Here is a 22047-nt window from a genome sequence, read left to right as displayed (position 1 = left end):
TTGAGCCAACTTTTTTCACCAAAAAATGGTTTATTCAATAAGTACCGTCACAATAGTGTCGCGGAGCTAACCCCGTCATACGTACTGTCACAGGGTAATTCAATTGTTCCTTCCCGCCATTTGATTACAAAAATAGCCATAACATGATCGCAAGTTGTATTTAGCCTAAAACATGGCCTAAAAATAAAGAAGCAAGCCAACTGGCTTGCTTCTTTTCGATATTTCGATGGCTTGAATAGCGCTACACCACTGGCTGATCAACTCGCTCTAAACGTACAGCCGATACCTTAAACTCGGGTATCTTAGCGTGGGGATCGGTCGCAGTATTGGTGAGCTTGTTTGCCGCCGATTCAGCAAAATGGAAGGGGACAAACACTACTCCTTGCTGCATACGTTTAGTAACAAACGCTGGCGCGGAGATCTCACCACGGCGTGACACTAGCTTAACTGGCTCGCCATTCGCGACGCCCATCGCCTCGGCATCTTCTACACTCATCATAATGCGCGGCCCCGCAAGGTTATCTAACCCTTTGGTTTTACGCGTCATGGTTCCAGTGTGGAACTGCTCAAGCAAGCGACCTGTGGTGAGCACCATAGGGAACTCTTTATCCGGCAGCTCAGCCGCATACTCAAATGGAATCGCTGCCATTGCACCTTTACCACGAATAAACTGGTCTTGGTGCATAATGCGAGTACCAAATGGCTTAACGTTATTACACGGCCACTGTAATCCATTTTTACCCACTGACTGCCAGCGAATACCGTGGTATTGCGGCGTCACATCAGCGATCTCTTCGGTGATGTCCTGAACCGACTCATATTGCCAATCGCTACCCATCGCATTAGCGATAGATTGGATAATTTGCCAATCTTCACGCGCCTCGCCCGGGGCTTGTACAGCCGGTACCAAACGTTGTACTCGTCGTTCGGTATTGGTGAAGTGCCCCGCTTTTTCGGCAAAGGAATAAGACGGCAATACGACATCGGCTAGCTGCGCGGTCTCGGTGAGGAAGATATCTTGCACTATCAAGAAGTCCAAAGATTTTAAACCATGCACCGCGTGTGCTTGATCTGGATCGCTCAACACTGGGTTCTCACCCATCACGTACAAGGCTTTGATGTCGCCATCACAGGCTCCGTCGATGATCTCTGTCAGCGTCTTACCGCGCTCGGTTGGCAGGTTGTCACTGTTCCATACTTTGGCAAACTTCGCTTGCACCTCTGGATCGGTGACTTTTTGATAGCCTGGGAAGTCGGTTGGCAGCGCCCCCATATCACAAGAGCCTTGTACGTTTGATTGACCACGAAGCGGGTTAATACCGCCACCTTCAACGCCAACATTGCCACAGAGCATTTGCAAGTTAGCAATGGAACGTACATTGTCATGACCCGTTGTGTGCTGAGTGATGCCCATCGAATAGAACACAGATGTTACTCTAGCAGTACCGATAAGTTCGGCAACACGCTCAATATCAAACGCGGCCACACCGGTAATGAGCGCCGCATTTTCTGGGCTGTAGTCTGGTTTGCGGATTTCAGTGACAAACGATTCATACCCCTCGGTGCGTTCATCGATAAACGCTTGATCGTGCCAGCCATTTTTGTCGATAACATGCATGATGGCATTGAGCAGCATGACATCCGTACCTGGACGATGGCGCACGTAGATCTCAGCATGATCGGCCATATCAATGCGTTTCGGATCCGCGACAAGAAGGCGAGCGCCACCAGCAATTGCCTGTTTGATATGTGACGCGATAATTGGGTGCGCTGCACTGGTGTCCGAGCCGATGATAAAAATGACATCGGAGTACGCGATACTTGGAATGTCATTGGTCATTGCACCACTACCAAATGAGGCTTCAAGGCCGGTCACCGTCGATGAGTGACAAAGCCTTGCACAGTGGTCAATGTTGTTGGTACCCAGCTCTCGTCTAAACAGTTTTTGAAACGCGTAGTTATCTTCGTTGGTGGTTTTAGCTGATGAGAACCCGGCTAGACTGTCACTGCCATACATCGACTTAATCTTGGTCAGTTTGTCCGCCACGTAACTAATGGTTTCATCCCAAGACGCTGGCACAAGCTCACCAGCTTTTCTGATCAGAGGCGTGGTTAATCTTTCATCGCTATGAATGAAATCAAAACCAAATCGACCTTTCACGCATAGCATACCTTGATTGACCGGTGACGTAGGGTCACCTTTCACATAACGAATTTTGTTGTTTGCCGCATCGACGTACATTTCAACGCGGCAACCCACGCCGCAATAGGTACAGATGGTTTTGACTGGTGTTAGCATTTCTATGCGGCTGTGGGATTTATCTCGCTTATCCACCAGCGCCCCTGTTGGACATACCTGAACACAAGCACCGCATTGAACGCAGTTGCTGTCCCCCATTGTGGCGCCATCTGGGAAGGCGGGTCTATGTGCGGATTCAGAGAAGTTTAAAATGCCATGTACTGATTCAGTCTGACAAGCATGCACACACGAACCACAACTAATACAGCGGTTAGCATCGAACACAATAAACTCACTGGATTTGTCCACCGGGAACATCTTGCGATCTTCGGTATCAATTTCTCGATAATCCACCTGATATTCACTGGCATAATCGCGTAAATCACATTGAGTATTCGCCTGACAGCCACATTCTAAGCAGCGAGCAGCTTCTGCGATTGCGTCCGCATCGGTCATTCCCAGTTCCACTTCTTGATAACTGGTTTGGCACAGTTCGACATCGAGATGAGTCGCTTTGGCTCTCGACTTGGCGCGCTCTTGCAAATACTCCGCTTGGCGAACTTCGGTTAATCGCTCAGCTTTTCGGCTATTAAACGGCGCAGGTTCCGGTTTAAAATGCCCTTCGAGAATGTAGCGCTCAATGGCGTCGGCGGCTTTTTTACCATCGGCAATGGCTTCAATGGCCGTCGCAGGGCCGCGCCTAAAATCACCGATGCTATAGACGTTGTAGCCATGGTGCATGGAATCACCATCGGCGGATGCCGTTCCCCAATCGGTCAGCGGGAGAGATTGGCGGGCAGTTTTTAGGAACTCCACATCCGGCTTTTGTGATAAAGCAGAAATAACGGTATCAAACTCAAGAGTCTGGGTTTCACCAGTAGACACTGGGCGACGGCGCCCTGAACTATCAGGTTCACCCAACGCCATAACTTCCAGCTCAATGGCCTTAACTCTACCCTTTTCATCAACTACGTTGCTCTTCGGGTTGGTTAGAAACTTGAACTTCACGCCTTCAAGTTCAGCCGCTTCAATTTCATGTAGCTCGGCAGGCATTTCGTTGCGAGTACGACGATAAATAATTGTGGTGTCTGCCCCCTCACGGATAGCGGTACGCGCACAGTCTATCGCAGTATTGCCGCCACCAATCACCGCCACTTTACGCCCCATAGTAAAGTGCTTGTCGGTCATATGATCTTTAAGATAATCAACACCAAGAATACAGCCATCCAAATCTGAGCCTGGATAAGGCATGTTCACCGCTTTGGTTGCGCCAACAGCAAGGCAAACCGCTTCATAATTGGCGGTCAGATCATCAAGAGTGACGTCTTTGCCAAGCACAGTGTTGGTTCGAATTTGCATCCCACCTCGACACATCAGCTCAATTTCTTTGTCTAGGATATCTTTAGGCAGACGGTATTCTGGGATCCCGTAACGCAGCCAACCGCCCGCTTGCGGCATAGATTCAAACACATCGACAGCGAAACCTTGGTAACTGAGATAGTAACCACAAGCTAGACCACCAGGGCCTGCTCCAACGATGGCGACTCGATGGCCGTTGTAAGGCAGCTTTGGTGGCTCGAACTGTTCCGCAAGGGATAAGTCAATGTCGGCAGCGTGGCGCTTAAGCTGACGAATGGCCAGCGGCTCATCGACTAAGCTTCGGCGACATTCGTGCTCACAAAACGCAGGGCAGACTCGGCCTATGGAGATGGGCATAGGCAGTGTGTCTTTGATGACTTTCACTGCTTGATGATGATCGGCCTCGGCGATGTGATAGAGGTAAGTTTGAATATCAACATTCGCAGGACAAGCGACTTTGCATGGCGCTTCACAATCGGCATTGTGATCCGCGAATATTTTATTGAGAGCTTGACGGCGCAATGTGTTGAGTTGGGTGGATTCGGTAACGATGGTCATCCCATCTTGCACTTGGGTTTCACAAGCTTTGACCACCCCTTGGCCGACAACTTCGACCACACACATGTCGCACGATTGTTTCTCTGCATGCCTGCTGATTGAGCACAGTGACGGAACATCCACTTTGATATCTTTGGCCACATCAAGAATGCTCTTGCTGTCACGCAGTAAGTAAGACTGACCATTGATAATTACATTCATAGAGCTATCTCTTTTTAAACAGATGGTTATTAGCCCACTGTGAATGCCGAGTGGCATCAAGACGGATCGTACCCAAAATCAACACCAATAAGTTTGCGCAATCTATTTAACAGGCAAATCAATAAAGATGTGGCAGGTACAGCAAATCGTCAGCAACCAAGCTGATTGTGAACGTCGTCACAGTGGTAGAACAAATCTAAAATGAGAATTTTTTTCGCTCTCAGGGGGTCCACCGCAAAGGGGGATTTACAAATAGGAGCATAACTGCCTCTAGTATAACCACACACATTTAAAGGTCAAAATAAACCCACAAAATGTGTGACAATAACACATATTATGCATCGCCCGATGGCGCAAAATGGTAAAAGTAGACCTCCCGTAATTGGTACTTTAAGCACGTCAGCAAGAACAACTCATATAGGAATCAATCAATGAAAATACTTAAAGATATCGTCATCAGCTCTGTTATTACGACTATCGTTATGTTGGTCTTAAACGCATCTTGGGACTGGGTATTTATTGCCAGTCTTGAAGTGGCGGTACTGGCTTCGGTCATCCTAGCGGGAATGCTAAAAGGGGCGATGTCTTTGGAGAAAGTGATGGCGGCTTATTTCCTGACGCACAAAACGATGCCAAAGCTCAAACGCGGCGTGTCTTCATACATTATTTTGGTTGGCTCTAAGTTTGTGGCCATGGGCGTGATTGCGATGCTATTTGGTCAGCATGTGGCATTTACTGGTGCGTTCGGTGGTGTTGTGGCGTTTTTTGCGATTATTTTTGCTGTGTTGGGTGTTGAAGGGATTGTGGGTAAGGTGATGGCCCGCCGTGCGGTTTCGGCTTAACTTATTCGCTCCTAACGTCGCATCGCCTGCTCACTGCGATCTTATACAAACCAGGCACATCATTTACAAAATTGCTTTCGCCAAAACGCAAAAAGCCTCGCTAAATAGCGAGGCTTTTCTAAAAGTGGTCGGTGAAGAGGGATTCGAACCCCCGACCCTCTGGTCCCAAACCAGATGCGCTACCAAGCTGCGCTATTCACCGAGATTGCTGAGTGGCTTATTGCCTGTCAACGGATGCGTATATTACTGATAATTCTGAGGCGTGCAAGGCTTTTATGGCATCTTTTTACTAAAACCGAGTTGTTTGGTCAGCAACTAGCCAGAAGCACGAAAAATGTGACCAAATACACACACCAACATACAGGTCATTAACAGTCTGGGTACAATTGATCCAGATCAGTGTTCGTTTTTGCACCAAACGTTAACGTAACTCTGTCTTCACTACTTTTTGGAGGAAACATGGACTTTTGGCTTGATCTCCTATTTGGTAATGCAGTGGGCTTGTCTTCGATGATTGTCATCTTTGGGGCGTTTGGTCTGATGCTGTTTTACGGTGCTTTCTTCATATATAAAGTAATGAATGACAAATCTCCTCACTAGAATCGCTTAGCGTCTATGTAAATAGATAACTGCTATGCACCGGAGTGGATCGCCTGTTCACTCCGGTTTTTTATGCTCTCACTTTTGTGCTGACTTCGTATATACTGCCATTAAATTGGCTTATTTCGAGATGCAGTTATGTCTCAAGACGATGACCTAGACCTATTTCAACAAATGATGGGCGATGTAAAGCCTATCCAGCACGACACCGTCGAACTGAAAAAGTCCCATCAGGTTTCTGACGCACAAATAGCAAAGCGCCAAGCCGCACTTTGGCTATCTGAGCAAGACCCTGAATATCTCTCCATCGACTATGCACCTATGGTCAAGCCTGACGACATTATCGAGTTCAAGCGTGATGGTGTGCAGGAGGGGGTGTATCGCAAGCTCAGACTAGGCAAGTACCCACTTCAAGCTAAACTCGACTTACACAGGCGAACACTGAAAGAAGCTCGTGATGAAGTGATTAAATTCTTGCAGCAATGTATGCGCATGGACATTCGCACTGTGATCATTGTCCATGGTCGTGGGGAGCGCTCAAACCCGCCCGCTCTTATGAAAAGCTACTTGGCAAACTGGTTAACACAAATCAAAGATGTCCAGTGTGTTCATAGCGCCCAACGCTTTCATGGTGGTAGTGGTGCAGTGTATGTCATGCTTCGAAAGAGCCAAGAAAAGAAGCTAGAGAACCGCGAACGCCATCAAAAACGCACGAGTTAAGTGACTTAACGCTGGGTTGGGTATAAAATACGCGACCTTTAAAACTGACCAACATAGAGTGATAGCCTCACATGTCGAACCCTGCTGACGGAAAACGTCTCAACAAATACATCAGTGAAACGGGCTTTTGCTCGCGTCGTGAAGCGGATAGGCTCATTGAGCAGCAACGTGTAACGATCAATGGCAAGGTGCCGGAAATGGGCACAAAAGTGCTACCTGGAGATAATGTTGAGATTGATGGTAAACCTGTTCGTAGCAAGGAAAAGCCAATCTACATCGCGCTCAACAAGCCGACGGGTATTACCTGTACTACCGAGCGTGATGTACCTGGAAACATTGTCGACTTTGTTGGTCACCATAAACGTATCTTCCCTATTGGTCGTTTGGATAAACCTTCTGATGGTCTTATCTTCTTAACCAATGACGGCGACATCGTGAATAAGATCCTTCGTGCTGGCAACAACCACGAAAAAGAGTACGTCGTTCGCGTCGATAAGCCGATCACCAAAGACTTCATCAAAAAGATGGGCGCAGGTGTGGCAATCCTTGATACCGTCACTTTGCCGTGTAAAGTTGAGCAAGAAACCAAGTTTTCGTTTCGTATTACCCTGACACAAGGCCTCAACCGTCAGATCCGTCGTATGTGTGAAGCGCTAGGTTATGACGTTCTAAAGCTGCGCCGCGTGCGCATTATGAATATCTCTATTGATGGTATTCCTAACGGCAAATGGCGCTACCTAAGCGATGAAGAAGTCGCAGAAATTCTGCGCATGTGTGAGGGTTCTGTAACTACAGAAGAGGCTTCACGCAAAGACGCTAAGGGTCGTCACATCACTAAGGCTACCGATGCTAAACTGCATGATGCGCGTCGAGAAGCTGAGTTTGAGAAGAACCAACGTGATGGCAAAAACCCGCGCTCGGCTAGTCGCAATAACCGTGACAACATGAAAACGTACTCAGGTCACGGTGCAGATGAGTACCGCCGTAGCCCAAGCAAGCGTCGTCATTCTGATTCCGATAACCAACACAGTGAAGGTGGCCGTGGTGGCAACTCTAGCCAGCGCAAACCGAGCCATTCTGGTAATAAATCTCGTCCAGCCAAACCTGCAGCTAAAAGGCCAGTTAACCCGAAATCCGGTCAGTCAGATTCGGGGCAACGTAAGCCGCGTCTTGGTGGGACGTTGTCGCTGAAAAAATAGTATTTCAGTTTGGCAGCAAACTCTGTCTCACATAAAAACTATGCCTCACATAAATTGACAAATTTCGCTCGAGTTAGTGCCGCCAAGTCGGTGGGTGCTAACTCAATTTCTAACCCGCGTTTTCCCGCGCTCACACACATCGCTTCTAGGCTCTCTGCGGAGCTGTGAATAAACGTCGGCAATGCTTTCTTTTGGCCTAAAGGGCTAATACCACCAAGTACATAGCCTGTTGTTTTCTGGGCAATGTCTTTATCTGCCATGTCGGCCTTTTTACCACCAGCGGCTTTCGCTGCCAACTTCAAATTGAGCTTTTCTGTCACAGGAATAATGGCAACGGCTAAATTCTTCGGTTCACCGTTGATAGCAAACAGTAAGGTTTTAAATACAGTGGCGGGATCTTGCCCTAGTGCTTCTACCGCTTCCAAACCATAACTCTCATGGCGAGGATCGTGATCGTATTGATGAACGGTGTGAGTGATTTTTTTCTTTTTTGTTAGGTTGATTGCCGGGGTCATTGCTTACTCCAAAACTCGCAGACCAAAAAAACGGTGCCTTTCGGCACCGTTCTATTTATTGAATAAAAACCAGTTAAAGTCTAGTTTTTATAAACAATTTCGCCTTTTGGCTGATACTTGTTCACATCAATTGGGCTGTTCGCTTCTAGGTACTCTTTTAGTACTTCTGCATCAACAAAGCCTGTGTTGACGTGACCTGCGTGACCTGTCAGTTTTGGATAGCCATCGCCACCTGCCGCATTAAAGCTTGGTACGGTAAAGCGGTAAGTCGCTTTAGGATCCAGCGCTTTGCCGTTGATAACAACGTTAGAAACCGACTCTTTACCCACTGTCATTTCAATGCCCGCGAACTGAGCGTAAGCACCTGAGTCGACTGGTTTTGTCGCAACAACATTTAGGTAATCAAGAACTTCTGCACCTGTCATGTCTGTATAAGTGATGATGTTGCCAAATGGCTGAACGATCAGTACATCTTTATAAGTCACATCGCCTTCAGCGATAGAATCACGGACACCACCCGAGTTCATCACTGCAAAGTCCGCTTTTGCGCGTTCCATGTGTGCAGTACCAATCAAACGACCTAGGTTAGTTTGGCTAAAGCGAACGACATTACGGTCACCTTCAAGCTTGCCGTTTGTGTCAGCAATTTTAGCACCTAGCTGCTCTTGGCCTTTTTCTTGGAATGGTGATAGGAAAGCGAGTAGCTCTGCATCTTGCTTGATTTCATCTTCAACCAATACGCGCTGCTTCTTACCATCAACTTTGACTTTTTTCTTCAAGTTCACAGGAATAAGATCGTAGCTCACCATGTTCAGCTCGCCGTTTTTGAACTCATAATCCGCACGGCCGACGTATTTACCCCACTCGTACGCTTGAACAATCCAAGTACCGTTTTGAATATCAGGCTTACATTCATCGCTCGGCTTGAAGTTCTTCTTAACGACGTTTGGCCCTTCCATACATACAGGCTCTTGTGAGTGACCACCCACAATCATGTCTAATTCGCCTTCATTCAAGTAACGTGCGAGTGCTACGTCACCTGGTGCGTTAACACCGCGTTGACCATTTTCATAGTGACCCATGTGAGTAACGGCGAAAATAAGATCGGGTTTTTCTGTCTCTTTTAGTTCAGCGATAAGCTTTTTCGCTTCTACTTTTGGATCGCGGAATTCGATACCACCGATGTACTCAGGGTTACCAATTTTTGCCGTATCTTCTGTCGTTAGACCGATAACCGCGATCTTAATGCCTTGCTTATCAAACATGTGGTAAGCATCAAACAGGCGCTCGCCGGTTTCTTTGTCGTAGATGTTGGCAGACAACATTGGGAAGTTTGCCCACTCTTTCTGTTTAAACAGAACCTCAAGTGGGTTATCAAATTCGTGGTTACCTAGCGCCATCGCATCGTAACCAATCATGCTCATACCTTTGAAGTCTGGCTCAGCGTCTTGAAGATCAGACTCTGGTACACCCGTGTTGATGTCACCACCAGAAAGTAGCAATACGCTACCGCCTTCTGCTTCCACGTCTGAACGAATTTGGTCGATCAGCGTCTTACGCGCTGCCATACCATATTCGCCATATTTGTTTTGCCAGAAGCGACCGTGATGGTCATTGGTATGCAGGATGGTTAGCTTATACGTTTCATCAGCATTCCATTCTTGCTCGGGTTGAGTTGCGCATCCTGCTAGTGACGCGATGATAGCCGCACTGAGTACGGACTTAAACATAAGGCTTTTTTTCATTGTCATACCTTTTGAACTTTGGGGATCCACTGCCTAGAGCATATTGAAATAGCTCACTTTTTGCCGATAAGCATTTTAAAATGCCAAGAAAAACATCGACAAAATTTGCGTTAGTTTAAAGTAAGCTACCAAACATAACATTCTGATTTCACTTTTATGTAATCTATATCACAAGTTGATATAAACTCGTTGGCATAATAGTCAGTAATATATGTTGCTGCTTGGAAACTGTACTGGATAGAGACGCTACAGAGCGAGTTATTCAACCAGTTAAGATCAATTTTTCTGCGAAGAAACGATTGCCCAACAGGATTAGTTAACATGAAAAAAGCCAGCTTGATAACAAGCTGGCTTTCTATTTTCTATTGAGTCGCTAGAGACTATTTGATGTCGATATGATCGAATCCTTTAATCAAATCATCCAGCGCTTTCATTTGAGCTAAGAACGGCTCTAGTTTGTCGAGTGGCAAAGCCGATGGGCCGTCACAACGTGCTTTGTCTGGGTCTGGGTGCGCCTCGATAAATAGACCAGCAATGCCCGTCGCAAGGCCTGCTTTCGCAAGTTCAACCGTCTGCTCACGTCGACCGCCAGAAGCCGCGCCAGATGGATCACGCATTTGCAGTGAGTGCGTCACATCAAAAATGATTGGACTACCATTTGAGGCTTTTTTCATTACACCAAAACCAAGCATATCAACCACTAGGTTGTCGTAACCGTGGCAAGAGCCGCGCTCACAAAGGATGATATTTTCATTACCACACTCAGCAAACTTATCCACGATGTTACCAACTTGACCTGGGCTCATGAACTGAGGTTTCTTCACGTTGATCACAGCACCTGTCTTAGCCATCGCTTCCACAAGATCCGTTTGACGAGCTAGGAATGCTGGTAACTGAATCACATCCACTACGTCTGCGACAGGTTGAGCTTGCGCTTCTGTATGAACGTCAGTGATGATTTTCACGCCAAAGGTGTCTTTCAGCTCTTGGAAGATTTTCATTCCTTCTTCAAGGCCTGGACCACGATAAGAGTGCACAGAGCTGCGGTTTGCTTTATCAAATGAAGCTTTGAATACGTAAGGAATACCCAGCTTCTCTGTTACCTTCACATAGTACTCACAGATCTGCATCGCAAGATCACGTGATTCCAATACGTTCATACCCGCGAATAGCGTGAAAGGCTTGTCATTCGCAACTGGGATATCGCCTACGTGTACGGTTTTCATTTCCATGTTGTTATTCTCTGAGTTTAGTGAAGGGTCACAGGGGTGCGGCTAATCGCAGTCACCTGTGTTTTCAGTAATTCGATTGCAGGGTCATCTGGGCATTGGTCAATAAAGTATTGAAAGTCACTTGCCGCAATTTGATGACAATCTAGCTGTTGATAAATATAGCCGCGATCGCGAATTTCGTATGGATCGTCCGGTACAAACGTCAGAGCCAAATCGGTACATTGTAGAGCTAATGTGTATTTCTCTTCACGTAGCAGCGCACTTTTCAGTAGTGCTAACCAGCGACCAATCACGGTTGGATTATCAACTGTGTCAAGGTGCTTAGCTTCGAGCTTGGCAAGTGGACCTTCATGACCGATAAGCCATGCCTGTAAACGTTTTTTGCTAACGTACTCACCATCGTAGGGGTTGATGTAAACTGGCGCTTCATTCGGCCAACACACTTTCACCAAAAACTGAGTCGGGAAAGTGACCGCTTCCATGGGTAAGCCAAGCTTACTGCCAAGGTAGAGCAAAATAGAACCAAGGCTCACTGGCACACCTTTACGGCGCTCTAATACCTTGTCTATGAAGGCATTGTCCGATGAGAAATACTCATCGTCATCACCTTTAAATTGCCATTCAGCATAAAACAGGCGAAGCAGCGCATCTAAACGCTGCTTATCATCAACTTCGTGAAACAGTTGCTGCTCAGCCTCTTTGGCTAAGCGCGCGAGTTCAAGTTCAGCCCAATGCTGCTGCGTCTCAGGATCCACTGCTTTGTTTAAGATCAGTGCACCTTCCGCTAACTCTATCGCATCAAAATCTTCGTCAAACAGTTCAATCATGGTTTACCCCATTAGGAATGGCGTTTTCAGCATGGCAATCTTCGCTGCCATCAATAGCCACCCTAGCGCACCAAAAAAGGCGCATGTTCTTAATAAATTGTTCTTTGCCAGCTTTAACGTGAAAAAGGCCAGTGCAAAATAAGCCATAATGCAGGTCACTTTCTCCGTCATCCAAGGCGCTGCATCAGTAAAAGGGACAAAGCCGGTGTATGCAATAAGGCCGAAACCAGAAAGCAGTAACAGAGAGTCGTTAATGTGTGGGAAGCGTTTTAGGAACGGTAAATTCACTTTTGGAGAATTCATCATCATCAGTCCGTATCGAACCGACAATAAGGCCACTGAAATCGCAATCGTCAACAAGTGAAAATGCTTTAATCCTTCATACATATGAGCGTCTCTCTTACTTTCTTTTGGTTGTTATGGGTGCCACTTTCCGAGTGTCACTCTATCGTTGTTGCCGTAATCTTTCTCTGTGGTGACTTCGGTAAAACCATGGAGCTCCATGATGCGTCTCACCGCGCTTCCCTGCTCAAAGCCATGCTCGAACAGAAGCCAGCCACCATCAAGCAAAAAACTGGGTGCAGCTGCTGTAATCGTTTCTATATCGGCCAGACCGTTATTTTCTGCAACTAATGCAGACGACGGCTCAAAACGCACATCCCCTTCAGAAAGATGGGGGTCGTTTTCGTCAATATAAGGTGGGTTGGAGACAATAATCGCAAACTTGTGACCCTGGTCAATCGGCGCAAACCAACTGCCTTGAGCAAAGCGAACATTACCAATATTCAGTTTATCGGCGTTACTTTTGGCAAGCTCAACCGCCTCATGCTGAAAATCCACCCCCTGAAGCTGACGTCTTGGAAGCTCCGATGCCAAAGCAAGGGCAATTGCACCCGTACCCGTACCTAGATCAAGCAGGTCACCATCGATAAGCATCGCTTTATCTAGGGCAAGCTCAACCAAACGCTCGGTATCGGGTCTTGGAATCAGCGTGCTAGGTGCAACATTGAGTGGCAATGACCAAAACTCTCGCTCGCCAAGAATATACGCGACTGGCTCACCTGCGGTGCGTCTTGCCATTAGCGCATCTAGCTGAGTTGCCTGCTCTGGGGTTAGCTCTTTTTCTGGCCAAGTTAGCAAGTAGCTTCGCGGCTTTTCAAGGACGTGACAGAGCAATACTGCCGCATCTAGACTTGGCGAGTCGCTACCTGACTCAGAAAGAACAAGCGATGCTCGTTTGAGCACCGCTTCTATAGACATATCTAGCGACATGAATTAGTGGTTCTCTGCTAGCGCAGCCAGCTGATCCGCTTGGTGTTCTTGAAGTACTGGATCGATAAGACTTGCCATATCACCTTCCATTACTTCATTCAAACGGTACAGTGTTAGGTTGATGCGGTGATCAGACACACGGCCTTGTGGGTAGTTGTAAGTACGAATACGGTCACTACGGTCACCCGAACCTAGTAGGTTACGACGAGCGTCAGAAACCTCTGCCGCACGGCGAGCTTCTTCAGCTTGAACGATACGTGCTGCTAGTACAGCCATCGCTTTCGCTTTGTTCTTATGCTGTGAACGCTCATCCTGACACTCAACCACCGTGCCTGTTGGCAAGTGGGTAATACGAATAGCAGAGTCAGTGGTGTTAACGTGCTGACCACCAGCGCCCGATGCACGGAAGGTATCAATCTTAAGATCCGCGGCTTTGATTTCTGGCAGATCCGCTTCTGGGATCTCAGGCATTACCGCAACAGTACATGCTGACGTGTGAACACGACCTTGCGATTCTGTCTCTGGAACACGCTGTACACGGTGACCACCAGATTCAAACTTCATTGTGCCGTAAACTGCGTCACCAGACACTTTAGCGATCATCTCTTTATAACCGCCCTGCTCTGACTCATTGCAGCTCATCACCTCAATACGCCAACCTTTTTTCTCTGCAAACTTAGAGTACATACGGAATAGGTTGCCCGCGAAGATACCCGCTTCATCACCACCCGCGCCAGCACGGATTTCTAGGAAACAGTTGCGCTCATCGTTTGGATCTTTTGGAAGAAGAAGAATTTGCAGCTCGTCCGCTAGCGTTTCGATCGATGCTTTTGCTTCTTTGATCTCTTCTTGAGCCATTTCGCGCATTTCTGCATCGTCTTCTTTTGCCATCTCTTCAGCCGCTTCAAGATCGTCTTGCGCTTGCTGGTAGGCTTGGAAACACTTGGTCACTTCTTCAAGCTGAGAGTACTCTTTCGATAGAGCACGGAACTTGTCTTGATCACCGATAACACCAGGGTCACCAAGTAAATGTTGAACTTCTTCATAGCGTTCAACCAGAGTTTCCAATTTTACTAGAATGGAGGCTTTCATAATTGCGTCTTTTCTCGGGGTGAGGCTTATTTCGTTTGGTCTAAACCCAAACTCTGTCGGATAACTGCCAGTTTTGCAGGTTCACCCTGCTCAGCAGCATCTTGCAGCGCTTTGGTCGGCGCGTGAATAAGCTTGTTTGTTAATTTATTACTGAGCTCTAACAGCACTTTTTCTGGGTCTCCCCCTGCTGCTAATGCTTGTAAGCTTTTTGAAAGTATATCTTGTCTAGTGTCATTCGCTTGTTTGCGATACTGCCTAATACTATCCACTGCCTGCAATGAGCGCATCCAGGACATAAATAGCGCGCTCTCTTCGCTGACAATCGCTTCAGCTTGAATGGCTTCTACCTTACGCTGCTCGATATTGCTATCGACAATAGACTGTAGGTCATCCACGGTGTAAAGGTAAGCATCATTTAGCTCGCCGACTTGTGACTCAATATCACGCGGCACCGCGATGTCGATAAGCAGCATCGGTTGAAAACGGCGCTTCTTAATCGCGGTTTCTACCATCCCTTTACCAATAATAGGCAGTGGGCTCGCTGTTGAACTGATCACGATATCCGCTTGAGGTAATACCTCGGGGATATCATTGAGTGCAATAACCTGCGCACCGAACTGGGTGGCGAGCACTTCTGCGCGCTCTTTGGTTCGGTTGGCGACGATCATCTTTTTACAGCCTTGTCCTTCGAGGTGCTTAGCAACCAATTCTATGGTTTCACCAGCGCCTACCAGCAACACGGTTGAGTCCGTCAAAGATTCAAAGATCTGTCTTGCCAATGTCGTTGCCGCATAAGCGACAGAAACCGCACTGCCACCAATTTCGGTTTCAGTGCGAACTCGTTTCGCAACAGAGAAGGTCTTTTGGAACAGCTTCTCTATACCACCTTCAACCGATTGGTGGTCACGAGCGTCGCTATAAGCTTGTTTAACTTGACCAAGAATTTGCGGCTCACCCAGTACCAATGAATCTAGGCCACAAGACACACGCATTAAGTGTTTGATCGCCGCTTGCTCTTCGTACACATACAAAGAAGGCTTTAACTCCTCAGCTGGCACGTCGTGAAAGCGCACCAACCAATCAATGAGTTGTGCTTTATTGGTATCACCGGTGTCGCAGTAGATTTCTGTACGGTTACAGGTCGACAAAATTACCGAGCCATTGACTTTGGTATTGTCTCTCAGCTCATTCAGTGCTCGGTCGAGTTTTTCCGGTGGGAACGCCACCTTTTCTCTCAGATCCACTGACGCTGTATTGTGGTTAATACCAATAGCAAGCAATGACATGTAACGCGAATTCTCTGATACAGATTTGACAAATAGGGCAGAATTTTACTTGATGGCACCACTTATTGAAAGACTCTGACCAATATGTTTTCCTGAGTTTGTGGGATTGATGCTATAGTCTGTCAATATTGTATTGAATTTGCACAATAATCCACCACGTAAGTAGTTTCCTATGCACAGACTTTTTCGTCGCCTGTTTTACACATTGACGGCACTGTTTTTGTTTGGCTGTAGCACAATGCCGCCCGAGCCACAAAGTGTCGAATGGCAAGCTCACCGAGCTGAGCTCAACGCCCTTACCCAATATAAGGCCAGTGGCAAACTTGGCTACATTTCGCCAGAGCAGCGCCAAACCCTGAACTTCTATTGGACATACTCTGCCAATTTGACTCAAGTTCGCCTAACCACCTTCCTCGGCCAAACGGTCTTCAACCTTACGTCAACGCCTAATGGCGCGTTTATTGAAACCTATGACGACCAAAAGCTATCTGGCCAAGACGCTAACCTGCTTATCTACCAGTTAACAGGGCTCAACATTCCAATTGAGCAGCTGGCAGACTGGCTCATTGGCCAGCCAAACTCCGCTGATAGCTATCAGCTCAATGAGTTCAACACAGTAGCAAGCCTGACCAAACAGCTAAATAGGAAGGCTTGGCGGCTTAACTACACCGAGTATCGCAGTTTCACACTCGAAGAAGAGACCCGCACACTGCCGATGCCAACTCGAATGCAGTTAGTGCAAGACGATACCAAACTTAATCTCGTTGTTTCCAAATGGACTATTAAACAGTGACCGAACGTACCATGATCACCGACACCACCACTTGGCCAAGCCCAGCTAAGCTCAATTTGTTTCTCTACATCACAGGGCGACAGACCAATGGCTATCATGAACTGCAAACCCTGTTCCAATTCATTGATCTTTGCGACTCACTAGAAATCACCGCCAACAACAGCGGTGACATTACCCTGTCGCCAGAGATCGAAGGGGTAGCCACACAAGATAACCTCATTTGGAAAGCGGCCAGCGCGCTTCAAGCGAAAGCCCAATGCTCTTATGGCGCCCATATTAAACTCGATAAAATACTTCCAATGGGCGGTGGTATTGGCGGCGGCTCATCGAATGCTGCAACGACATTGGTGGCGCTAAACTTCTTATGGCAAACCCAGCTTAGTATTGATGAACTGGCAGAAATCGGCCTCGCGCTCGGTGCAGACGTGCCGGTATTTGTACGTGGCTTCGCCGCATTTGCAGAGGGCGTAGGTGAAAAACTCAGCGCGGCAGAACCCGAAGAGCTTTGGTATTTGGTTGTCAAACCAAAAGTGAGCATTGCGACCGTGGATATCTTTACGCATCCTGACCTGACGCGAAATACGCCGAAGCAAGAGCTGGCAACGCTTTTAGACAGCCCTTACGGAAACGATTGCGAAAAAATTGTCCGAATGCTGTATCCAGAGGTTGATAACCAACTTTCATGGCTGCTACAATACGCGCCGTCAAGATTGACGGGGACTGGATCGTGCGTGTTTTCCGAGTTTAAAACTCAGGAAAATGCACAAAAAGTCCTAGAACTGCTTCCTGACACCGTCTCCGCTTATGTGGCGAAAGGGTGCAACCGCTCTCCTTTACTAGAGACCCTGGCTAACTATGAATTAGCCCTATTACAATCTGTTTAAACTGGACGCAACCCTGAGGTTTCCACCGTGCCTGATATGAAGCTATTTGCTGGTAACGCAACACCTGAACTAGCCCAACGTATTGCTGACCGTCTATACATCTCTCTAGGAGATGCTACTGTTGACCGTTTCTCTGACGGCGAAGTCGCTGTTCAAATCAACGAAAACGTTCGTGGTAGTGATGTATTCATCATTCAGTCAACTTGTGCGCCAACTAACGACAACCTAATGGAGTTAGTGGTAATGATTGATGCAATGCGCCGCGCTTCAGCAGGCCGTATTACTGCTGTTATTCCTTACTTTGGTTACGCTCGTCAAGACCGTCGTGTGCGCTCTGCACGTGTGCCAATCACTGCAAAAGTTGTTGCAGACTTCCTTTCAAACGTTGGTGTTGATCGCGTTCTTACTATCGACCTACACGCAGAGCAGATTCAAGGCTTCTTCGATGTACCTGTAGACAACATCTTCGGTACTCCAGTGCTTCTTGAAGACATGGCTGAGCGTGGTCTAGAAGATCCAGTCGTTGTTTCACCTGACCTAGGTGGTGTTGTGCGTGCTCGTGCGACAGCTAAAGCACTAGGCGACATCGATATCGCGATCGTCGACAAGCGTCGTCCACGCGCTAACGTATCTGAAGTGATGAACCTAATCGGTGATGTTGAAGGTCGCGACTGTGTGATCGTTGACGACATGATCGATACTGGCGGTACGCTATGTAAAGCAGCAGAAGCGCTTAAAGAGCGCGGTGCTAAGCGTGTATTCGCTTACGCAACTCACGCTGTATTCTCTGGCAACGCTGCTAAGAACATCAAGAACTCTGTTCTAGACCAAGTTATCGTGACTGACTCTATTACGCTAACAAAAGAGATGGCTGCGACTGGTAAAGTAACTCAGCTAACTCTATCTAGCATGCTTGCTGAAGCTATTCGTCGCATCAGCAACGAAGAATCAATCTCTGCGATGTTTACTTCAAAGTAAATCTCGTCTAGAAATGAAAAAACCACTTCCCATCGAAGTGGTTTTTTTGTATTCACATTTTTTGTGCCAATTTAGTGTGCTATCATACCGCGCTTTTGAGATTCAAGAGAGATCTTAACGTTGACTCAGCAGATAAAATTGCTTGTAGGCCTTGCCAATCCTGGACCTGAATACGCTCGTACGCGTCACAATGCCGGTGCTTGGGTGGTAGAGGAACTCGCTCGTATCCATAACGTCACTTTGAAAAACGAACCAAAGTTCTACGGTCTCACGGGTCGAATTCTGGTGAATGGCAGTGACTTACGACTGTTAATCCCCACCACATTTATGAACCTGTCTGGCAAAGCTATTGCTGCACTTGCGAAGTTTTATCAGATCAAACCTGAAGAGATCATGGTCGCTCACGATGAGCTAGACTTACCTCCAGGCGTTGCCAAGTTCAAAAAAGGTGGCGGTCATGGCGGGCACAATGGTTTAAAAGACACCATTAGCAAGCTGGGCAACAATAAAGAATTTTATCGTCTAAGGATTGGTATTGGCCATCCTGGGCACAAAGACAAAGTAGCAGGTTATGTACTCGGTAAAGCGCCAGCAAAAGAGCAAGAATGCCTTGATGCTGTTGTCGATGAATCCGTTCGCAGTCTCGACATCTTACTTAAAGATGGCCTGACAAAAGCACAAAATCGCTTACACACCTTCAAAGCTGAATAAGGTTTACAATCATGGGTTTTAAATGTGGCATCGTTGGTCTACCAAACGTAGGTAAGTCAACTCTGTTTAACGCACTGACTAAAGCTGGTATCGAAGCAGCAAACTTCCCGTTCTGTACTATCGAACCAAACACAGGCGTGGTACCTGTGCCAGATCTACGTCTAGACGCGCTGGCGAAAATTGTTAATCCACAAAAGATCCTTCCAACAACAATGGAATTTGTGGACATCGCAGGTCTTGTTGCTGGTGCTTCTAAAGGTGAAGGTCTGGGTAACAAATTCCTAGCGAACATCCGTGAAACTGACGCGATCGGTCACGTAGTTCGTTGTTTTGAGAACGAAAACATCGTTCACGTTGCAGGTAAAGTGTCACCAATCGAAGACATCGAAGTGATCAATCTTGAGCTAGCTCTTGCTGACTTAGACTCTTGTGAGCGCGCAATTCAACGTAATGCTAAGAAAGCAAAAGGCGGCGACAAAGACGCGAAATTCGAGCTCACCGTACTTGAAAAGCTACTACCAGTGCTTACGGAAGGTGGTATGGCGCGTACTGTTGATCTTGCAAAAGAAGAGCTAGCAGCCGTTGGTTACCTAAACTTCCTAACGCTAAAACCAACCATGTACATCGCAAACGTGAATGAAGATGGTTTTGAGAACAACCCGTATCTTGATGCAGTACGCGAGTACGCAGACAAAGAAAACAATGTTGTTGTTGCGGTGTGTGCATCTATCGAATCTGAGCTTTCTGAGCTAGACGACGAAGATCGCGAAGAGTTCCTAGCTGATATGGGTATTGAAGAGCCTGGTCTTAACCGAGTGATCCGCTCTGGTTACGAACTACTGACTCTGCAAACCTACTTCACTGCGGGTGTTAAAGAAGTTCGCGCTTGGACTATCCCTGTTGGTGCGACTGCGCCGCAAGCGGCAGGTAAGATCCACACCGACTTTGAAAAAGGCTTCATCCGTGCAGAAGTCGTTGGTTATGACGACTTCATCCAATACAACGGTGAATCTGGTGCAAAAGATGCAGGTAAATGGCGTCTAGAAGGGAAAGAATACATCGTTAAAGATGGTGATGTAGTTCACTTCCGCTTCAACGTGTAATTTCTACATACTCGTTATTGTTTAAAAAGCCAGCAGTTGCTGGCTTTTGTTGTTTTACAAGGCTATCAACTCACAATGAGACCTTACTTCAGAGCAAATAGCACTTCAGAAAATCGACAATTATTTAGCAGTTTTAGATCATAAACAGAGCTGTTTGATTAAAAAAAGTTCGAACGGCACTTTTTGGCAAATTTCTTCACAAAAAAAGTTGACGCATCACACTCAACTCCGCATAATGCGCCCCGTTCTCAGCGATAAGGCAACTTTCGAAGAGAATCAACAATATGGAAATGGCTACGTAGCTCAGCTGGTTAGAGCACATCACTCATAATGATGGGGTCACAGGTTCGAATCCCGTCGTAGCCACCATTTCCTAAGCACTCTTTTTAGAGTTTTTAGGAAATAATGCGGAAGTGGCGGAATTGGTAGACGCACCAGATTTAGGTTCTGGCGCCGCAAGGTGTGAGAGTTCAAGTCTCTCCTTCCGCACCATTATTTCTCTTGAAATATAGAGTGATGTGATTGACATCTGAAACAATCTGTTGGGCTATCGCCAAGCGGTAAGGCACCGGCTTTTGATGCCGGCATTCCCTGGTTCGAATCCAGGTAGCCCAGCCATTTTTAAAGTGGCAAGTTTTTTTTGAAAAAAACCTTGGCACAAGAGACGAGTTTGTATTATATTCTCTCGCTCTCAAGAGTGGCTACGTAGCTCAGCTGGTTAGAGCACATCACTCATAATGATGGGGTCACAGGTTCGAATCCCGTCGTAGCCACCATTTATTGCAACTTGTAGGTTTACCTTCAAGTACAACGTTAAGATTGAGTTTTACCAATTACTCTCTTAGCTATAAGTTTTGTTGCGGAAGTGGCGGAATTGGTAGACGCACCAGATTTAGGTTCTGGCGCCGCAAGGTGTGAGAGTTCAAGTCTCTCCTTCCGCACCATCTTTCTTTTGAAAGAATAGTAAGGCGAGAGCCTCGAGTGGCTACGTAGCTCAGCTGGTTAGAGCACATCACTCATAATGATGGGGTCACAGGTTCGAATCCCGTCGTAGCCACCATTTATTACAACTTGTAGGTTTGCCTTCAAGTACAACGTTAAGATTGAGTTATACCAATTACTCTCTTAACTACAAAGTTTGTTGCGGAAGTGGCGGAATTGGTAGACGCACCAGATTTAGGTTCTGGCGCCGCAAGGTGTGAGAGTTCAAGTCTCTCCTTCCGCACCATTATTTCTCTTGAAATATAGAGTGATGTGATTGACATCTGAAACAATCTGTTGGGCTATCGCCAAGCGGTAAGGCACCGGCTTTTGATGCCGGCATTCCCTGGTTCGAATCCAGGTAGCCCAGCCACTAATACAACGTCTAGTTGAYTCACCAATCGTCGACTATGACTACAAAATTGATGCGGAAGTGGCGGAATTGGTAGACGCACCAGATTTAGGTTCTGGCGCCGCAAGGTGTGAGAGTTCAAGTCTCTCCTTCCGCACCATCTTTCTTTAGAAATAAAGAGCTATGTGATTGACATATCAAACAATCCAGTTGGGCTATCGCCAAGCGGTAAGGCACCGGCTTTTGATGCCGGCATTCCCTGGTTCGAATCCAGGTAGCCCAGCCACTAATACAACGTCTAGTTGACTCACCAATCGTCGACTATGACTACAAAATTGATGCGGAAGTGGCGGAATTGGTAGACGCACCAGATTTAGGTTCTGGCGCCGCAAGGTGTGAGAGTTCAAGTCTCTCCTTCCGCACCATTATTTCTCTTGAAATATAGAGTGATGTGATTGACATCTGAAACAATCTGTTGGGCTATCGCCAAGCGGTAAGGCACCGGCTTTTGATGCCGGCATTCCCTGGTTCGAATCCAGGTAGCCCAGCCACTAATAC

18 protein-coding genes and 13 tRNA genes are annotated in these 22047 nt (G+C 47.0%); 21 read left to right on the top strand and 10 right to left on the bottom strand.

The window, feature by feature from the left end; translation table 11 throughout:
• Positions 1 to 241 precede the first annotated feature (241 nt).
• Entirely contained in the window at positions 242 to 4357 is a 4116-nt protein-coding gene (gene fdhF, locus L4C42_RS15715) for a formate dehydrogenase subunit alpha (RefSeq protein WP_429761175.1), read from the bottom strand.
• A 431-nt stretch (positions 4358 to 4788) separates the two neighbouring features.
• On the opposite strand from fdhF, the gene L4C42_RS15710 reads away from it, so the two are divergent.
• The gene (locus L4C42_RS15710; protein ID WP_429761173.1) at positions 4789 to 5199 is read left to right on the top strand and encodes a hypothetical protein; all 411 of its coding nucleotides are present in this window, start codon (positions 4789 to 4791) and stop codon (positions 5197 to 5199) included.
• A 125-nt stretch (positions 5200 to 5324) separates the two neighbouring features.
• Here L4C42_RS15710 and L4C42_RS15705 read toward each other — a convergent pair.
• Positions 5325 to 5401, bottom strand: a tRNA-Pro gene (locus L4C42_RS15705).
• Positions 5402 to 5658: 257 nt separating this feature from the next.
• Here L4C42_RS15705 and L4C42_RS15700 point away from each other — a divergent pair.
• The 3 genes from L4C42_RS15700 to rluF all read left to right on the top strand — a co-directional run bounded on the left by L4C42_RS15700 (position 5659) and on the right by rluF (position 7718).
• The gene (locus L4C42_RS15700) at positions 5659 to 5799 is read left to right on the top strand and encodes a DUF3149 domain-containing protein (RefSeq protein WP_042473952.1); all 141 of its coding nucleotides are present in this window, start codon (positions 5659 to 5661) and stop codon (positions 5797 to 5799) included.
• Positions 5800 to 5937: 138 nt separating this feature from the next.
• Positions 5938 to 6519 (top strand): DNA endonuclease SmrA, encoded by a 582-nt coding sequence (gene smrA / locus L4C42_RS15695; RefSeq protein ID WP_353498093.1) that lies wholly within the window; start codon positions 5938 to 5940, stop codon positions 6517 to 6519.
• A 71-nt stretch (positions 6520 to 6590) separates the two neighbouring features.
• Positions 6591 to 7718 (top strand): 23S rRNA pseudouridine(2604) synthase RluF, encoded by a 1128-nt coding sequence (gene rluF, locus L4C42_RS15690; RefSeq protein ID WP_429761170.1) that lies wholly within the window; start codon positions 6591 to 6593, stop codon positions 7716 to 7718.
• Positions 7719 to 7756: 38 nt separating this feature from the next.
• Here rluF and ybaK read toward each other — a convergent pair whose 3' ends face one another.
• The 8 genes from ybaK to hemA form a co-directional block, all read right to left on the bottom strand.
• On the bottom strand, positions 7757 to 8233 hold the full coding sequence (gene ybaK / locus L4C42_RS15685; RefSeq protein WP_429761168.1) for a Cys-tRNA(Pro) deacylase: 477 nt from the start codon (positions 8231 to 8233) through the stop codon (positions 7757 to 7759).
• An 80-nt stretch (positions 8234 to 8313) separates the two neighbouring features.
• Positions 8314 to 9978 carry a bifunctional UDP-sugar hydrolase/5'-nucleotidase UshA gene (gene ushA / locus L4C42_RS15680; RefSeq protein ID WP_353498088.1) on the bottom strand — a complete coding sequence of 555 codons (1665 nt, stop codon included), beginning with the start codon at positions 9976 to 9978 and terminating at the stop codon, positions 8314 to 8316.
• 380 nt (positions 9979 to 10358) lie between these two features.
• Positions 10359 to 11210, bottom strand: a complete 852-nt coding sequence (gene kdsA, locus L4C42_RS15675; protein WP_353498087.1) for a 3-deoxy-8-phosphooctulonate synthase — start codon at positions 11208 to 11210, stop codon at positions 10359 to 10361.
• A gap of 17 nt (positions 11211 to 11227) precedes the next feature.
• Positions 11228 to 12037 carry a SirB1 family protein gene (locus L4C42_RS15670; protein WP_418641667.1) on the bottom strand — a complete coding sequence of 270 codons (810 nt, stop codon included), beginning with the start codon at positions 12035 to 12037 and terminating at the stop codon, positions 11228 to 11230.
• A 3-nt stretch (positions 12038 to 12040) separates the two neighbouring features.
• Complete coding sequence (locus L4C42_RS15665; RefSeq protein WP_112462325.1) at positions 12041 to 12424, bottom strand: SirB2 family protein; 384 nt, start codon at positions 12422 to 12424, stop codon at positions 12041 to 12043.
• A 30-nt stretch (positions 12425 to 12454) separates the two neighbouring features.
• Entirely contained in the window at positions 12455 to 13309 is an 855-nt protein-coding gene (gene prmC / locus L4C42_RS15660; protein ID WP_429761164.1) for a peptide chain release factor N(5)-glutamine methyltransferase, read from the bottom strand.
• A 3-nt stretch (positions 13310 to 13312) separates the two neighbouring features.
• Positions 13313 to 14401: a peptide chain release factor 1 gene (prfA, locus tag L4C42_RS15655; protein WP_429761162.1), complete on the bottom strand. Its 1089-nt coding sequence runs from the start codon at positions 14399 to 14401 to the stop codon at positions 13313 to 13315.
• 26 nt (positions 14402 to 14427) lie between these two features.
• Positions 14428 to 15687 carry a glutamyl-tRNA reductase gene (gene hemA / locus L4C42_RS15650; RefSeq protein WP_429761160.1) on the bottom strand — a complete coding sequence of 420 codons (1260 nt, stop codon included), beginning with the start codon at positions 15685 to 15687 and terminating at the stop codon, positions 14428 to 14430.
• Between the two features lie 172 nt (positions 15688 to 15859).
• On the opposite strand from hemA, the gene lolB reads away from it, so the two are divergent.
• The 17 genes from lolB (at position 15860) to L4C42_RS15565 (ending at position 22040) form a co-directional block, all read left to right on the top strand.
• Positions 15860 to 16480, top strand: coding sequence for a lipoprotein insertase outer membrane protein LolB (gene lolB / locus L4C42_RS15645; protein ID WP_429761158.1), 621 nt, complete (start codon positions 15860 to 15862; stop codon positions 16478 to 16480).
• Between the two features lie 11 nt (positions 16481 to 16491).
• Positions 16492 to 17364 carry a 4-(cytidine 5'-diphospho)-2-C-methyl-D-erythritol kinase gene (gene ispE, locus L4C42_RS15640; protein WP_429761234.1) on the top strand — a complete coding sequence of 291 codons (873 nt, stop codon included), beginning with the start codon at positions 16492 to 16494 and terminating at the stop codon, positions 17362 to 17364.
• Positions 17365 to 17391: 27 nt separating this feature from the next.
• The gene (locus tag L4C42_RS15635) at positions 17392 to 18342 is read left to right on the top strand and encodes a ribose-phosphate pyrophosphokinase (protein WP_042503361.1); all 951 of its coding nucleotides are present in this window, start codon (positions 17392 to 17394) and stop codon (positions 18340 to 18342) included.
• A 120-nt stretch (positions 18343 to 18462) separates the two neighbouring features.
• Positions 18463 to 19053 carry an aminoacyl-tRNA hydrolase gene (pth, locus tag L4C42_RS15630; protein WP_353498081.1) on the top strand — a complete coding sequence of 197 codons (591 nt, stop codon included), beginning with the start codon at positions 18463 to 18465 and terminating at the stop codon, positions 19051 to 19053.
• An 11-nt stretch (positions 19054 to 19064) separates the two neighbouring features.
• On the top strand, positions 19065 to 20156 hold the full coding sequence (gene ychF, locus L4C42_RS15625; protein WP_429761155.1) for a redox-regulated ATPase YchF: 1092 nt from the start codon (positions 19065 to 19067) through the stop codon (positions 20154 to 20156).
• A 292-nt stretch (positions 20157 to 20448) separates the two neighbouring features.
• Positions 20449 to 20525 (top strand) — tRNA-Met (locus tag L4C42_RS15620).
• 38 nt (positions 20526 to 20563) lie between these two features.
• A tRNA-Leu gene (locus L4C42_RS15615) sits at positions 20564 to 20648 on the top strand.
• 51 nt (positions 20649 to 20699) lie between these two features.
• A tRNA-Gln gene (locus L4C42_RS15610) sits at positions 20700 to 20774 on the top strand.
• Between the two features lie 81 nt (positions 20775 to 20855).
• Positions 20856 to 20932, top strand: a tRNA-Met gene (locus L4C42_RS15605).
• Positions 20933 to 21015: 83 nt separating this feature from the next.
• Positions 21016 to 21100, top strand: a tRNA-Leu gene (locus L4C42_RS15600).
• Between the two features lie 39 nt (positions 21101 to 21139).
• A tRNA-Met gene (locus tag L4C42_RS15595) sits at positions 21140 to 21216 on the top strand.
• 83 nt (positions 21217 to 21299) lie between these two features.
• Positions 21300 to 21384, top strand: a tRNA-Leu gene (locus tag L4C42_RS15590).
• Between the two features lie 51 nt (positions 21385 to 21435).
• Positions 21436 to 21510 (top strand) — tRNA-Gln (locus L4C42_RS15585).
• Positions 21511 to 21564: 54 nt separating this feature from the next.
• Positions 21565 to 21649, top strand: a tRNA-Leu gene (locus L4C42_RS15580).
• A 51-nt stretch (positions 21650 to 21700) separates the two neighbouring features.
• A tRNA-Gln gene (locus L4C42_RS15575) sits at positions 21701 to 21775 on the top strand.
• Between the two features lie 54 nt (positions 21776 to 21829).
• Positions 21830 to 21914: transfer RNA gene (locus tag L4C42_RS15570), tRNA-Leu, on the top strand.
• 51 nt (positions 21915 to 21965) lie between these two features.
• Positions 21966 to 22040 (top strand) — tRNA-Gln (locus L4C42_RS15565).
• The last annotated feature ends 7 nt before the right edge of the window (positions 22041 to 22047 follow it).

It is taken from the genome of Vibrio wakamikoensis, assembly GCF_050337275.1.
In the GTDB taxonomy this organism is placed as follows: domain Bacteria; phylum Pseudomonadota; class Gammaproteobacteria; order Enterobacterales; family Vibrionaceae; genus Vibrio; species Vibrio chaetopteri.
The sequence above is the reverse complement of the archived record's forward strand: the minus strand, read 5'-3'. Positions and strand labels throughout refer to the sequence as shown.